General features: G+C 68.0%; 14 protein-coding genes. 3 read left to right on the top strand and 11 right to left on the bottom strand.

The window, feature by feature from the left end; all coding sequences use genetic code 11:
* The first annotated feature begins 280 nt into the window (after positions 1-280).
* Both J2Y49_RS27040 and J2Y49_RS27035 read left to right on the top strand, forming a co-directional pair.
* On the top strand, positions 281-2,047 hold the full coding sequence (locus tag J2Y49_RS27040) for an SLC13 family permease (protein WP_310118497.1): 1,767 nt from the start codon (positions 281-283) through the stop codon (positions 2,045-2,047).
* 101 nt (positions 2,048-2,148) lie between these two features.
* A complete protein-coding gene (locus J2Y49_RS27035; RefSeq protein WP_310118495.1) occupies positions 2,149-2,595 on the top strand; it encodes a CBS domain-containing protein in 447 nt (148 codons plus the stop codon).
* Positions 2,596-2,619: 24 nt separating this feature from the next.
* Here J2Y49_RS27035 and J2Y49_RS27030 read toward each other — a convergent pair whose 3' ends face one another.
* The 6 genes from J2Y49_RS27030 to hypA all read right to left on the bottom strand — a co-directional run bounded on the left by J2Y49_RS27030 (position 2,620) and on the right by hypA (position 8,745).
* A complete protein-coding gene (locus J2Y49_RS27030) occupies positions 2,620-3,213 on the bottom strand; it encodes a DUF533 domain-containing protein (protein ID WP_310118493.1) in 594 nt (197 codons plus the stop codon).
* Positions 3,213-3,605 (bottom strand): response regulator, encoded by a 393-nt coding sequence (locus J2Y49_RS27025; protein ID WP_310118491.1) that lies wholly within the window; start codon positions 3,603-3,605, stop codon positions 3,213-3,215. The genes J2Y49_RS27030 and J2Y49_RS27025 overlap by 1 nt, the downstream gene beginning before the upstream one ends.
* A complete protein-coding gene (locus J2Y49_RS27020; protein WP_310118490.1) occupies positions 3,598-7,368 on the bottom strand; it encodes a PAS domain-containing protein in 3,771 nt (1,256 codons plus the stop codon). Before J2Y49_RS27020 ends, J2Y49_RS27025 begins: the two co-directional genes overlap by 8 nt.
* 126 nt (positions 7,369-7,494) lie before the next feature.
* Positions 7,495-8,040, bottom strand: a complete 546-nt coding sequence (locus tag J2Y49_RS27015; RefSeq protein WP_310118488.1) for a HupE/UreJ family protein — start codon at positions 8,038-8,040, stop codon at positions 7,495-7,497.
* Positions 8,041-8,098: 58 nt separating this feature from the next.
* Complete coding sequence (locus J2Y49_RS27010; RefSeq protein ID WP_310118486.1) at positions 8,099-8,380, bottom strand: HypC/HybG/HupF family hydrogenase formation chaperone; 282 nt, start codon at positions 8,378-8,380, stop codon at positions 8,099-8,101.
* Positions 8,381-8,403: 23 nt separating this feature from the next.
* The gene (gene hypA, locus J2Y49_RS27005; RefSeq protein WP_310118484.1) at positions 8,404-8,745 is read right to left on the bottom strand and encodes a hydrogenase maturation nickel metallochaperone HypA; all 342 of its coding nucleotides are present in this window, start codon (positions 8,743-8,745) and stop codon (positions 8,404-8,406) included.
* 347 nt (positions 8,746-9,092) lie between these two features.
* On the opposite strand from hypA, the gene fdhD reads away from it, so the two are divergent.
* Complete coding sequence (gene fdhD, locus J2Y49_RS27000; protein ID WP_310118482.1) at positions 9,093-9,959, top strand: formate dehydrogenase accessory sulfurtransferase FdhD; 867 nt, start codon at positions 9,093-9,095, stop codon at positions 9,957-9,959.
* 50 nt (positions 9,960-10,009) lie between these two features.
* On the opposite strand, the gene J2Y49_RS26995 is transcribed toward fdhD, so the two are convergent.
* The 5 genes from J2Y49_RS26995 to J2Y49_RS26975 all read right to left on the bottom strand — a co-directional run bounded on the left by J2Y49_RS26995 (position 10,010) and on the right by J2Y49_RS26975 (position 13,412).
* Positions 10,010-10,921, bottom strand: a complete 912-nt coding sequence (locus J2Y49_RS26995; protein ID WP_310118480.1) for a formate/nitrite transporter family protein — start codon at positions 10,919-10,921, stop codon at positions 10,010-10,012.
* A gap of 196 nt (positions 10,922-11,117) precedes the next feature.
* The gene (hycI, locus tag J2Y49_RS26990; protein ID WP_310118478.1) at positions 11,118-11,576 is read right to left on the bottom strand and encodes a hydrogenase maturation peptidase HycI; all 459 of its coding nucleotides are present in this window, start codon (positions 11,574-11,576) and stop codon (positions 11,118-11,120) included.
* Complete coding sequence (locus tag J2Y49_RS26985; RefSeq protein WP_310118477.1) at positions 11,573-12,040, bottom strand: formate hydrogenlyase maturation HycH family protein; 468 nt, start codon at positions 12,038-12,040, stop codon at positions 11,573-11,575. The genes hycI and J2Y49_RS26985 overlap by 4 nt, the downstream gene beginning before the upstream one ends.
* Positions 12,037-12,840, bottom strand: coding sequence for an NADH-quinone oxidoreductase subunit B family protein (locus J2Y49_RS26980; protein WP_310118475.1), 804 nt, complete (start codon positions 12,838-12,840; stop codon positions 12,037-12,039). Before J2Y49_RS26980 ends, J2Y49_RS26985 begins: the two co-directional genes overlap by 4 nt.
* Positions 12,837-13,412 (bottom strand): formate hydrogenlyase complex iron-sulfur subunit, encoded by a 576-nt coding sequence (locus J2Y49_RS26975; RefSeq protein ID WP_310118473.1) that lies wholly within the window; start codon positions 13,410-13,412, stop codon positions 12,837-12,839. The genes J2Y49_RS26980 and J2Y49_RS26975 overlap by 4 nt, the downstream gene beginning before the upstream one ends.
* Positions 13,413-13,415 lie beyond the last annotated feature (3 nt).

Below are 13,415 nucleotides of genomic sequence, written 5' to 3'. Positions count from 1 at the left end.
CGAACTCGGCCGTGAAAAGCCTCCGCGCCAATGGTACTGCGTCTTAAGACGTGGGAGAGTAGGTCGCCGCCAGGTCACTCAGGCTCAAGAGACGCTAAACACCGAAGCACAAACGCTGGCATCTTCGCACATATCGGAAACGCCCCGGCTCACATGAGCCGGGGCGTTTTGCTGTTGGTTCAAAACCGGCGTTGGCGCAACTGCCGTACCGCCAGCGCTTCGGGAACGCTGCCGGGTGTCGCGGGGTTACCTCCGGGCGACACCAACAGATGGACCTTCGATGACCCTGCAGCAGTTCATGGCCTTTGCGTTGGTGGGCATTGTGGTGGCGATGCTGGTCTGGAACAAGCTGCGCTTCGACGTGGTGGCGGTGCTGGCCCTGCTGGCCGGCGTATTCCTGGGGCTGATTCCGGCGAAGGACGCCTTTTCCGGCTTTGCCGACGACATCGTCATCATCATCGCCTCCGCCCTCATCGTCAGCGCCGGCATCGCCCGATCAGGCGTGATCGACGCGCTGGTCCGCCCGGTGGCAGCAAAGCTGAACACGCCGACGCGCCAGATCGCCTTCCTGTCCGGGTCGGTGGCCTTCATGTCGGCCCTGATGAAGAACATCGGCGCGCTCGCCATTTTCCTGCCGATCACCATGCAGTTGGCGCGGCGGCACCGCACCGGGGCGCATCGCGTGCTGATGCCGATGGCATTCGCCTCTCTCATGGGAGGACTGATGACGCTGGTCGGCACCTCGCCCAACATCATCGTGTCCCGCGTGCGGGAAGAGATCCTGGGCAAGCCCTTCGCCATGTTCGATTACCTGCCGGTCGGGCTTGGGATCACGTTGGCCGGGCTGGCCTTCCTGATGTTCGGCTGGCGCTTGCTGCCCCAGGACCGCAGCGGCGCCCGGTCGGCGGAAGAGACATTCGCCGTCGAGAATTACGCCAGCGAGATGAGGCTGTCGGCCGCATCGGCCTTCGTCGGCCGCACCGTCCGCGACATCGAGGGCCTGGCGGAGGGCGAGGCTCAAGTGATCGGCCTGATCCGCGAACGGTTCCGCCGCTATGTTCCCGACAAGCACTGGGTCCTGCTGGCCGACGACATCCTCGTGCTGGAGGGCGATGCGCCGGCCCTGCAGCGTCTGGTCCAAGCCGCTTCGCTGGAACCGCTAGGGGTGCTGGAGGGCGTGGATGGCGAATTGCTGGCGGTCGAGGCGGTGGTCACGCCGGACTCGCCGCTTGCCGGCCATTCCGACCGCCGTCTCGACCTGCGGCGGCGTTTCGGCCTCAGCCTGCTGGCAGTGAGCCGCGCCGGCGAGCGGATTGCCCAGCGCCTGCACCATGTGGTGTTCCGCGAGGGTGACCTGCTGCTGCTCCAAGTGCCGGCGGAGCGCTATCCCGACGCGCTCGCCGATGCCAACCTGATCCCGCTGGCGGAGCGCCGCCTGCAACTCGGCCGACGCCGGCCGATGTGGGTGCCGGTCGGGATCGTCATCATCACCATGCTGGTCGTCGGCTTGCATTTGGCCCCGCTGGCGGTCACCTTCCTGGCGGCGGCAACGGCGATGATCGTCACCGGGGTGCTCAGCGTCGAGGATGCCTATCACGCGGTGGAGTGGCCGATCATCATCCTGCTGGCCGCGCTGATCCCGGTCAGCGGCACGCTGGAAAGCACCGGGGCGACCGGGGTGATTTCCACGCTGCTGGCCGATGCCGCGCGCGGCCTGCCGGCGGTGGCCTGCGTCACGCTGGTCATGGCGGCGGCGATGGCGGTCACGCCCTTCCTCAACAATGCGGCGACCGTGCTGGTCATGGCGCCCATCGGCGCCGGGGTGGCCCAGCAGCTGGGCCTCAGCCCCGATCCGTTCCTGATGGCGGTTGCCGTTGGTGCCGGCAGCGATTTCCTGACCCCCATCGGCCATCAATGCAACACGCTGGTGATGGGCCCCGGCGGTTACCGGTTCAGCGACTATCCCCGGCTGGGTTTGCCGTTGTCGCTGCTCATCCTGACGCTTGGCACCTGGCTGATCGTGATGGTCTGGCCGCTTGGGGGGTGAGGAAGGAACAACGGTTCCCGACCGGATGTTGTCAATCGCCGCCCGCCCATCGCCGGCCCCCAACGCCGCCCCCCCCAAACGCCAAGGGGCGGGCCCGACCAATGAGGAACACGACCGTGCTGGTTTCCGAGATCATGGCGAAGGCGCTGGAGTTCATCGCCCCCGACGCCACCGTACAGGAGGCTGCGACCCTGATGGGCGAACTGGATGTCGGCGCGCTGCCGGTCGGGTCGGCCGAGGACCTGCTGGGTATCCTGACCGACCGCGACATCCTGTTCCGGGTGGTGGCGGAGGGCGGCGACAGCACGCGAGTACGGGTCCGCGAGGTGATGTCCAGTTCCGTCTTCAGCTGCCGCGACACCGACACGCTGGCGACGGCGATGGACATCATGGGCGCCTATCATGTGCGGCGCCTGCCGGTGCTGGACGAGGCGAATCAGGTCGTCGGCTGGCTGACGCTGAGCGACGTGTCGCGCCGGCTGCTGCTGGAAACCAACACGATCCGGAACGCGCTGGGTGAACTCAGCGCCAGCGGGCAGGACGTCTGACGGCAGGACGTCTGACGGAGCCGGCTACAGCCGCAGACCCATCTGCCGGTTCAGCCGCACCACCAGATCGGCGGGAAGGCCGAGGCGCTGGGCGAGGTAGCGCAGGTAGGAGCGGTTGATCGGCGCGTTCTTGTCGACCGCCGCCAGGGAGACCGCGTAGAAACGGGCGGCCAGGCGCGGACTGTCGACCTGCCGGACTAGGTCCTCCAGGCATTGCGGTTCTTCCAACGAATTCTCAAGCGCGCGCCGGTCCTCTTCGTCGAGGGGACTGCTGCGCAGTTTGCCCCTGATCCGACCGAGTTCCATGCCGTCCAACTTGCCGTTCGCGTGGGCCGCGGCGGCCATGGCGCGGACCAGCAGGCGGGCCTCCTCCGGACTGGCGCCTGCAAGATCCGCGGGCGCGCGGTCGTGCAGCTGGTGGCGGTTGCGCAGATGGGCGTCCAGGATCTGCCGGGCGAGCATCTCGTGCAGCACCGGCTGGTGACCGAGGCGCGATCCCAGCGGGCTGGCGTCCGCGTCCGGCTCGCCGGTGGGAATGGCGGTCGGAATGGCAGGCGGAGAACTCGGCAAGCCGCCGAACAGGCGCTTCAGCAGGCCGGGCTTCTGAAGATCCGTCATCACGGGGTTCCCCCGTCGGTTCCGGCCGGTCGTTGCATCGCGCTGTCGATCTGCGTCAGCAGACGGGAGAAATCGACGGGCTTGGGATGGTAATCGTCGCAGCCCGCCTGCAGGGTCTTCTCGCGGTCGCCGGACATGGCGTGGGCGGTCAGGGCGATGATCGGGATGGCGGCGGTCTCCCCGCCGGCCTTCAGTTCGCGGGCGGCGGTCCAGCCGTCGATGACCGGCAGATTCATGTCGAGCAGGATCACGTCCGGCCGTTCGCTGCGCGCCATCTCCACTCCCTGGCGCCCGTCGAAGGCGAGCACCACGTCGAACCCCCGCCGCTTCAGGCGGCGTGACAGGAAGTCCCAGATTTCCTCATGGTCCTCGACCAGCAGCAGCTTAGCCATCGGTTCCTCCCGTTCTACCGGTCGCGCCAGCGGTATCCTCCATTTTGCCGGAGGCCGGCCGCAGGCGCGCGATCGCGTCCTTCAACTCTTCGATCATCTCTTCCGATCCATCCTCCGTCATCGGGATGATGTCGCGGACGCGGCCTCGCAGCTCTTCGGCCTCGGCGCGGCCGATCGCCTGGGGGGCCATGACGATGACGGGGATGCCGCTCCAATCCGGATTGCGGCTCAGCGCCTTGAGGAAGGCGAAGCCGTCCAGGCCGTCCATGAAGGGGTCCAGCAGGATCACGGTCGGCCGGACGGCGGCAAGCTGGCGGAACGCCTCCTCCTCCGTTTCGGCCTCCCGGACGTCCCAGCCGTCGCGGCCCAGCTCCGCTCCCAGGAGGGCGCGTGTCTCGTCGGCCTCCATCAGCACAAGCGCGGTGCCCGGAGCCTGACCGCTGAGGCCGCTCAGCACGCGGTGCAGGCGCTGCCAGTCCACCGGCTTGGTGAAATAGTCGGCGGCCCCCAGCGACAGCGCCAGCCCCTTTTCCCGGCGGGAAGAGATGATGATGACGGGGATGTCGGCCAGATCGGGTTCCGCCTTCAGCAGCGACAGCACCGACCAGCCGTCGGTCCGCGGCATCATCACGTCCAGCAGGATGGCGCGCGGGCGGATTTGCCGGGCGATCGACAGGCCGGTCTGGCCGTCCGCCGCCAGCGCCACGCCGAAGCCCTCGCGGTGCAGGAAGCGGGCGAGCAGTTCGCGCATCGCCTGCTCGTCGTCGATGATCAGGATCGTCTCGCGGGCGGACGGCGCGGGGGTGGTCCCGTCGACCGTTACTGGTGAAGGATCGGAGTGGCGGTGCGCCTGGCCGTGCCGCAGGTCGGCGGGCAGTCGCAGGATGAAGCTGGTGCCTTTGCCGGATGCCGTTTCGACCGCGATCTCTCCGCCCAGCATCTCCGCGAAGGCCTTGGTGATCGCCAGCCCCAGTCCGGTCCCGCCGAAGCGGCGCGTGGTGGAGCTGTCGGCCTGCATGAAGCGTTCGAACAGCCGGCGGACCTGCTCCGGCGACATGCCGATGCCTGTATCGGTGACGCGGAAGACCACCATGTCGACGGCCTCCGGACCCGAGCCGTTCGCCGCACGCTCGACCGACAGGGTGACTGTGCCGTTCTCGGTGAATTTGGCGGCGTTGCTCAGCAGGTTGAACAGGCACTGCCGAACCTTCACCACGTCGGTGTGCATGCGGCCCAGCCCGTCCGCCACCTCCACGGCCAGCCGGTTGCCCTTCTTCGACACCAGGGCCTCGACCGTCGCGGCGACCTCGCGGGTCAGTTCGGCGATGTCGGCGTCCTCGCCATGCACCTCCATCTTGCCGGCCTCGATCTTCGAGATGTCGAGGACGCCGTTGATGAGGTTCAGCAGGTGGCGGGCGTTGGCCTCGATCTTCTCAAGGTCGGGCAGCATGCTGTCGACGCCGAGGTCGGCCAGCTCCTCCTCCAGCATCTCGGTATAGCCGATGACGGCGCTCAAGGGCGTGCGCAGTTCGTGGCTCATGTTGGCGATGAACAGGCTCTTGGCCCGGTTGGCCTCCTCCGCGGCGAGGCGGGCGGCCTCCAGCTCCGCCTCCGCCCGCTTGCGGGTGCTGATGTCCTGCATCGCGCCGATCATGCGCAGCGGCTGTCCGATAGCGTTGCGCAGGACGAAGCCGCGGTCGAGGATGCTGGCATAGCTGCCGTCGGCGCGGCGGAAGCGGTATTCGTCGTTCCAGCGGGTGCCGCCGCCGTCGATCACCGCATGGATGCCGGTCACCACATGGTCCTGGTCGTCGGGGTGGATGTGGTCCATCCACCAGGCCGCGGCGGTCTCAGCCGCATCTTCGCCATAGCCGAAGAGGGTGCGCACCGCCTCGTTCCAGTGGATGCGGTCCGACGACAGGTTCCAGTCCCAGATGGCATCGTTGGTCGCCCGCGCTGCCAGCCGGTAACGCTCCTCCGTCTCGCGCAACGCCTCCTCTGCGCGGCGGCGGGTGGTGATGTCGGTGTGGACGCCGACCCATTCCTGCACGGCGCCGGTGCCGTCCAGCAGCGGGACGGCGCGGACCAGCATGTCGCGATAGACGCCGTCGTGACGGCGCAGCCGGTGCTCGGCCTTGTAGACGGTCCGTCCCGCCCGCGCCGCGCGCCAGGCCTCCGCTGTGTGGGGGCGGTTGTCGGGATGGATCGCGTCGATCCAGCCGGTGCCCTTCAACTCTTCGAAACTCTGGCCGGTGAAGGCGCTCCAGCTCGGCTGCGGAGCGGTGAAGCGCCCGGTCTCCGACGTGCTCCAGACGATGGCGGCGGTGGCCTCCACCAGCGAGCGGAACCTTTCCTCGCTGACGCGCAGACGGTCTTCGGCCCTCTTGCGGTCGGTGGTGTCCCAGGTGACGCCGATCAGGCTCAGGCTGCGTTCGGGCGTGCTGTCGGTCACGATGCCGCGCGCCACCGCCCAGCGGATTTCGCCCGACGGCAGGAGGATGCGGAACTCGGCGTCATATTCGCCGCGTTCCCGCCGGGCGGTCTCGATGATCCGCCGGATGCGGGACTGGTCGTCGGGGTGCACGCGGCCGGTCACGTCCGATCCGCAGAGCGGGCGGTCGGGCGGGAACTCCGCGGTGAAGTCGAAGATCTCGCGCAGGCGGGCGTCGGCCTCGATGCGGTCCTCGTCCAGGTTCCACGACCATGCGCCGATCCGCGCGGCGTTGAGCGCCAGCTGCAGCCGCCGCTCCGCCTCCATCATGCGGGCTTCGGCCCGGCGCTGCTCGGTCACGTCGGTGTTGGTGCCCAGCCAGCGCAGAATGCGCCCATCGGGACTGCGGACCGGCACGGCGCGGGACAGGAACCAGCGGTATTCGCCGTCGTGCCTGCGCAGGGGGAAGGTGTCCTCCCAGGGCTCCTCCGCCCGGATGGCGCGGAAGAAGCCGTCGGAGGCGCGATCGACATGGTCGGGATGGTGGACGATGCGCCAGTTCCAGCCCTCCGTCTCTCCCGGCTTGGCGCCGGTGAAGTCGTACCAGCGCCGGTTGTACCAGTAGATCGCGCCGCCGGCGTCGGCCATCCAGGTCAACTGCGGGATCAGGTCGGCGAGACTTCGGAACTGCTCCTCGTTCTCGCGCAGCAGCGCTTCCGTCCGGTGGCGCTCCGCCGCGTCGCGGGCTCGGTCGATGGCACCGCCCAGCAGGTTGGCGAAGCCCTGGAGGAAGGCGGCGTCGGCGGCATCGAAGCGGCCCTCCTGTCGGCTGTCGACCTCCAGCACGCCGAAGGGCGCGCCTTCGCCGCGGATGATCACGTTGATGGCGCTCCTCACCCCATGTTCGGCCAGGAGCGCCGGGAGTCGAAAGCGCGATTCGGTGCCGAGATCGTTGGAGATGACCGGCTCGCCGGTTTTCAGCGCGTAACCGGCGGGGGAGGCGAGGTCGGTACCCACCGTCCGGCCTCCGACGACGCCGGGGTTCCAGCCGACGCCTGCGCGGACCAGCAGGCGGTCTCCCTCCGTCCCGTCGCCATCGGTGTCCCGCACCCATTCCAGCGCCTTGCACAGCTCCGTTCCCAGCCCTTCGGCACACAGGCTCGTGGCTTCCTGCAACAGCGTGCCGACCTCCGTGCTCTTCAGGGCGGCCATGCCGAAGCGGGCCAGCAGTTCGTGCTGCCTTTCCCTGCGGGCCAGATCTTCGGCGAGCCGGCCGGCATCGGATGTGTGATGCAGGGATGTGTCGGTGAGGGAGATCGGAGCGGAGGGCATGAACCGTGGCGGCCGGGGAAGGGTACGCAGACAAGAACAGCGCTCGGCACCATTCGTTCGCAACGGCGTGATGGGTACCGCTCCCGCTCCCAGCCCGGCTTTCCTTGCCGTTCCCTGCAGGCCGGCTTACCGGACGATGCGCCGCCCCGACAGCAGGCGCGGGATGTGGCTGGTCAGCCCGATGGCGATGCCGGCACCGTGGAGCATCGCGGTCGACAGCAGGAAGCCCAGGCTGTAGAGGACCGGATCGGCCGCCTGCGGCATCTCGGCGCCGTGGGCATGGCCGTGCAGGACGGCGAAGGCACCGACCAGCAGCATTCCGGCCACCACCGGCACCCGCTTGTTCAGCAGCACGAGCAGGCCCAGCACCACGACGGAGGCGGCGATCCCGGCCTCCACCGCCGGCAACTCGACCCCGGTCATGCCGAGAAGGGCGCCCCCGGCCAGCATGGCGATGAAGGACGCCGGCAGCAGCCAGATCGCCCGGCCGGCATTCTGCGCCGCCCAGATGCCTACGGCTACCATGGCCAGCAGATGGTCGATGCCGTTCAGCGGGTGGAGCAGCCCTTCCTGGAACATCGCGTGTCCGGCGTGGCCGGTGTGGGCAAGTGCCGGAAGGGCGAGCGCCACCGCAAGAAGGCCGGCGAGGCCGGCGGAAAGCAACCTGTTCATCGCAAGTGATCTCCTGTGAATGCCGGCTGTTCTCTGCCGGCTGTTCTCTCTGCCGGGATCAGCCGATCAGGGAGGCCTTCAGGTGGCCCCGTCCGTCCTCCGCCTCGTCCAACTGGCGAAGCATGTCGAGGGTTGTAAGCGCGTCGGCCTCTGTGATCCGGGACAGGGCGAAGCCGAGATGGACGAGCACCCAGTCGCCGATCCAGGCGACCGGCGGCTCATCCGGGCCGGCGAGGCAGGAGAGGTTCACCTCCCGCTCTTCGCCCAGCATATCGGCCAGGACGGTCATCCGTCCGGCATCGGCGACGGCGAGGATGCGGGCCGGGACACCAAGGCACATGGCGGACTCCTTCGTCGCGGCGGTCAGGCCACTTCCAGTTCGACAAGGGTCAGGTCGTCACCGCCGCGTGGGCTGAGGCGCTGACCGCCGCAGGTTGGGCAGAGGGCGAGCCGTGACGGCACCTCCCGCTCGCAAGCGCAGTCGTCGCACCAGACGAGACCCGGCGGCTGAACGATGTCGACCGCCGCCCCGTCGGCCAGCGTGTCGCGGCGGACCACGTCGAAGGCGAAGCGCAGGGCGTCCGGATCGACGCAGGCGAATCGCCCCACCGCCAACCGGATGCGGGTCACGCGCCGGAAGGCGTGCCGACGGGATTCCTCCTGCAGCAAATCCAGCAGCCGTTCGCACAATGAAAGCTCATGCATCTTCCGCCTCCACCTCGTGGAAAATATCATCACAGGCAAAGTGTTGTAAACCGTAAAACAGAAGCAATACATGAAAGTCCATCATCGCATCTGAGCGATAAGTGTATTCTATCAACCGATAAGCCGATTTTATTTAAAGTCTGTCCGTTAAATATTGACACTGGGCCGTAATGCCGCATGTCGTTCCGCCGCGCGCCGGTGCAAGATCGTGGGGCGAGCGCCGGTCCGATCATGACGCCGGGACCAATGCTCCAGCTTCGGCGTTATAACGGTACGCTGTGACGGACCGTTCGGCCGGCGCTCGTCCTCACCCCGCTTTTCATCGCAGCCAGGGGCTCTGCCACATCATGGATCACGCCACCGCCTGCGCGGCCCCGACATCCGCGCCGCTTTCCCTGGCGCAGCCGCTGTCGCGTCATGGCATCCGGCTGGTGCCGGCGACCGTCTGCACCGGATCGGACACCGACGACCGCCAAGAGAAGATCATCGACGAGGTGCCGGTCGGGCTGGTCTATGCCGGCGACCTCTTCGCCGTCATGCTGGCGACCCCGACCGACCTGGAGGATTTCGCCACCGGCTTCTCGCTCAGCGAGGGGATCGTCGGCAGTGCCGACGAACTGGCGATCACCGCAATCGACGAGCTGACGGACGGCGTGCGCCTCCGCATGGAACTGCCGGTGGAGCGGCTTGCGGCACTGCTGCGGCGCAAGCGCAACCTGATGGGCGGATCCGGCTGCGGCCGTTGCGGCACCGACAGCTTCGCGGAAACGTTGCGGCCTCTCGATCCCGTCCGCTCGACCGCCCGCATCGCGCCCGACGCCATCCGCCGCGCCGTGGCGGCCCTGCCATCGGGGCAGACGCTGAACCGGCAGACCGGGGCCGTCCATGCCGCCGGCTTCGCCCGTCCCGATGGGCAACTGCTGGCCGTGCGCGAGGATGTCGGCCGGCACAATGCGCTCGACAAGCTGATCGGCGCGCTGGCCCGTGCCGGCATCGACCCGACCGGCGGTTTCGTCGTGGTGTCGAGCCGCTGTTCCTTCGAGATGGTCCACAAGACGGCCACCGCCGGTATCCCGCTGATCGCCGCCATTTCCGCACCGACCTCACTCTGCGTCGGCTTTGCCGAGACGGTCGGGGTGGGGGTGGTCGCCTATGTGCGCGACGGCCGTTTCACCGTTTACGCCGTTCCCTCCCGCGTCGCCACGCTCGCATGAGCGTCAAATCCCTCGGGCCGGTTCATCGCCGGCCCGCGGGAGTCTCCTGATCAATGCGTCGCGGCAGACCGCCCCATAACCGGCATCGCCTTGCGCGACGGCAGCGGGGTCAGGCCTCCCAGGCCCTTACGATAGATCAGCCAGTAGACGCCGCCGACGAACACCGATCCGCCGACGATGTTGCCCAGCGTGGCGAACAGCAGGTTGTGCAGGATGCCGCCCGCGGTGATCATCGACACGTCCATCCCGGCCGACACATGGCCCGTGATCTTCAGCACATAAGCCAGCGGCAGGAAATACAGATTGGCGATGCAGTGCTCGAACCCGGCGGCGACGAAGGCGGCGACCGGCAGGGTCAGCGCCACGATCTTGTCGGTCACCGTCCGGCCGGCATAGGCGAGCCAGACCGCCAGGCAGACCAGCAGGTTGCACATGATGCCCTTGAAGAAGATCGTCACCGCGTCCGGCGCGATCTTGCCGATGGCGAGCTTCAGGATGGCGGCGCCGATCGCGCCGTTGTTCATCTCGGTGTGGTGCGACATGTAGATCAGGAAGACGAGGCCGAGCGCGCCGACCGCGTTGCCGATCCAGATCGTCGCCCAGTTGCGCAACACCTGCGCCGTGCTGATCTGGCCGTTCGCCCGTGCCATGACGATCAGGCAGTTGCCGGTGAACAGCTCCGCCCCGCCGACCATGACCAGCGACAGGCCGAGCGAGAAGACCAGCCCGCCCAGCAGCCGCTGGACCGCGAAGCTGAGCGCCGGATCGGCCAGCACGATGACGAAGAACATGCCGCCCAGCCCGATGCCGCCGCCGGCGACCACCGCCAGCATGAAGCTGGGCAGGAAGGGCATCGTCGCCTTCTTCACGCCGAGCTTTTCCACCTTGTCCTGAATCTCGGCAGGCGAATAGGCGTCCATGCCGAGCACCATCGAGTCTTTAGATGCTGGATCCGTTGCCATGACGGGGTCCTCCGCTTGTGTGGAGTTGTTCCGGACACGGTCTGTCCCGGCACCCGCCGACGGATGTGCAACGGTTCGTCGGCCAGGGGGAGGGGCGACCGGCAATTCAGCGCCGATCGGTGACGCCGTCGGCGTCTTCGTTGATGCCCGGAGCGCTGCGAAGAAGGACGCGGCAGACGCTCCGGGGGGACTGGTGTCAGCCCACCGTCTCGTAGGCCTCGAAGCCCTCGCCGCGGACGAGCCGGTCGTGAACGGCCTCCACGGAATGGCGGACGGTGCTGGTGACGGGCGCGAAGTAGCTGGTGTCCTGCGGCTGGATGCCCAGGAACAGGATCTCCGGCACGGTTTCCCGCAGGCTGTCGATCAGGAAGTTCAGCGGGATGGCGTGGGTGGTGACCATGAACTGCTCGGCGACGCTGTCCCGGTCGATCAGGCGGACCGCGCCCGGCGGCAGTTCCATGTCGGCGGCGTCGACGATCAGCACCCGTTGCGGCGCCAGCGAGCGGATGTGATGGGTGTGGTTTTCCGGGACATCCTCGCCATCCACCACGGTCCAGCCGGGGGCGGGCTGCTCGTCGAGCAGCTGGGCCAGCAGCGGGCCGGCCCCATCATCGCCGCGCAGGACATTCCCAACCGTGAATACGACATCGGTCATGACAGCCGTCTCCCCATCAGATAGATCGCGGGTTCGCGCCGGATGGCGTCCAGCGCCGTGCGCAGCCGGTCCAGCCATGCCGCCACGTCGGGCGGCGCGGTCGGCAGCACCGCCTCGATGGCCGCAATCAGCGGCCGGGTGTGGGTGCTGTCCACCGTGATCTCGCCGAAGCGCAGCAGGCCCGACAGCTTGCGGTGCGCCTCCTCATTGTCCTTCAGCGTCTCCAGCACGCGGTCGAACACCGCGGTGGTGCAGCGGAAGGCCGGCTTGAAGCAGTCGAACACGCCGATGTGATGCCCGATGGCCAGGGAATAATAGACCACCTGTTTCGCATCCTCCGGGATGTCCTCCTTCCGCTCCAGAACCTTGGCGTTCAGCTGGTAGAACACCACCTCGGGCGCCACGCCGCGGCCGGCGCGCAAGCCGGGGATGGAGCCAGGATCGGCTTGTGCGAGGGTGCTCATGCCGCTTCTCCCCGGATCGCCTGCTGCACGACATCGACCAGCCGGCCGATGATCTCGGCGCGGCGCGGGTCGCGTTCCTCGGCAATCGCCTCCATCATGCATTCGGACAGGGTGAAGGATCCCGGCATGTGCGCATGCCCCTCCAGCAGGGCCAAGAACTCCTCGGCGATGTCGTGCCCCTGGCGGTAGCCGGCCATCCGCCGCGCCTCGCGTTCCAGCCGGACCCGCAGCGCATAGGGGATGTCGGGGTGGGGCAGAGCGGCGGTCTCCCCGGCGGCCTCGACATGGGTCTCGGCCTTCAGCTTCTGCTCCAGCAGACCCAGCGCCACCGCGAAGCCATGGATGGTCGCGGCCGGCGTCGGCGGGCAGCCGGGGATGTAGACGTCCACCGGCACGATGTTGTCGGTGCCACCCCACACGCAGTAGAGGTCGTGGAAGATGCCCCCGGTGCAGCCGCAGGCGCCGTAGGAAACGACGATCTTCGGATCGGGCGCCGCCTCGTAGGCGCGCAGCGCCGGCATCCGCATGGAGCGGGTGACCGCCCCGGTGAACAGCAGGATGTCGGCATGGCGGGGCGACGCCACCACCTTGATGCCGAAGCGTTCCGCATCGAACACCGGAGTGATGGACGAGAAGATCTCGATCTCGCAGCCGTTGCAGCCGCCGCAATCGACGCGATAGACATAGGCGGAGCGCTGGATGTTCTTCAGCAGCGCTTTCTTCATCGTGGCGATCTGTTCGCTGGTGGAGACCTGCGGCAGCTCCGCCGCCAGGGTCTTGGGGTTCACCGGGACGTTCATGGCGTGGTCTCCAGTTCATTGACCGACTGTCCGGCTTCAATCTGCCGGCCGATCCCCATGCGGGCGATCTGGTGGACGTCCTGGGCGCGCTTGCAGGCCGGGCAGGTCGAGACGGTCAGGCGCAGCCGGTCCGCTTCCTCGGCGCTGCGGGCCGACTGGCTCAGCAGGCGGGCGACGTAATCGACCTCCTTGGCCGGGGCGAAGGCCTTGCCGCAGCAGGCGCACTCGGCCAGCGAGAACACCGCCTTGCGCGTCAGGTCGGCCTTGCTGCCGACCGCCAGTTCGAAATCGTCGGACAGGCGGATGGCGGCGGTCGGGCAGGATTCCTCGCAGCGGCCGCAGAAGACGCAGCGCCCGTAGTTGATCGACCAGGTGCGGGTGCCGGCCGCGGTGTCGGTCTCCATCTGGATGGCATTGGCCGGACAGGCGACGGTGCAGGCCGCGCAGGCGATGCAGTCCTCCGCCCTGTGTTCCGGCTTGCCTCGGAAGTCCTTGCAGACCGTCATGGGAGCGAAGGGGTACTTGACCGTCGCTTCGCCCGTGCGGAAGATTTCCTTGAGTAGCTTGAGCATCGG

It is taken from the genome of Azospirillum sp. BE72 (genome assembly GCF_031455875.1).
Lineage (GTDB): Bacteria > Pseudomonadota > Alphaproteobacteria > Azospirillales > Azospirillaceae > Azospirillum.
This window is presented reverse-complemented; position numbering and strand designations above follow the sequence as displayed.

Excerpts from the sequence above, each read along its gene's own strand:
- J2Y49_RS27040 (WP_310118497.1), top strand. The coding sequence starts at position 281 with ATGACCCTGCAGCAGTTCATGGCCTTTGCGTTGGTGGGCATTGTGGTG.
- J2Y49_RS27035 (WP_310118495.1), top strand. The coding sequence starts at position 2,149 with ATGAGGAACACGACCGTGCTGGTTTCCGAGATCATGGCGAAGGCGCTG.
- J2Y49_RS27030 (WP_310118493.1), bottom strand. The coding sequence starts at position 3,213 with ATGACGGATCTTCAGAAGCCCGGCCTGCTGAAGCGCCTGTTCGGCGGC.
- J2Y49_RS27025 (WP_310118491.1), bottom strand. The coding sequence starts at position 3,605 with ATGGCTAAGCTGCTGCTGGTCGAGGACCATGAGGAAATCTGGGACTTC.
- J2Y49_RS27020 (WP_310118490.1), bottom strand. The coding sequence starts at position 7,368 with ATGCCCTCCGCTCCGATCTCCCTCACCGACACATCCCTGCATCACACA.
- J2Y49_RS27015 (WP_310118488.1), bottom strand. The coding sequence starts at position 8,040 with ATGAACAGGTTGCTTTCCGCCGGCCTCGCCGGCCTTCTTGCGGTGGCG.
- J2Y49_RS27010 (WP_310118486.1), bottom strand. The coding sequence starts at position 8,380 with ATGTGCCTTGGTGTCCCGGCCCGCATCCTCGCCGTCGCCGATGCCGGA.
- hypA (WP_310118484.1), bottom strand. The coding sequence starts at position 8,745 with ATGCATGAGCTTTCATTGTGCGAACGGCTGCTGGATTTGCTGCAGGAG.
- fdhD (WP_310118482.1), top strand. The coding sequence starts at position 9,093 with ATGGATCACGCCACCGCCTGCGCGGCCCCGACATCCGCGCCGCTTTCC.
- J2Y49_RS26995 (WP_310118480.1), bottom strand. The coding sequence starts at position 10,921 with ATGGCAACGGATCCAGCATCTAAAGACTCGATGGTGCTCGGCATGGAC.
- hycI (WP_310118478.1), bottom strand. The coding sequence starts at position 11,576 with ATGACCGATGTCGTATTCACGGTTGGGAATGTCCTGCGCGGCGATGAT.
- J2Y49_RS26985 (WP_310118477.1), bottom strand. The coding sequence starts at position 12,040 with ATGAGCACCCTCGCACAAGCCGATCCTGGCTCCATCCCCGGCTTGCGC.
- J2Y49_RS26980 (WP_310118475.1), bottom strand. The coding sequence starts at position 12,840 with ATGAACGTCCCGGTGAACCCCAAGACCCTGGCGGCGGAGCTGCCGCAG.
- J2Y49_RS26975 (WP_310118473.1), bottom strand. The coding sequence starts at position 13,412 with ATGCTCAAGCTACTCAAGGAAATCTTCCGCACGGGCGAAGCGACGGTC.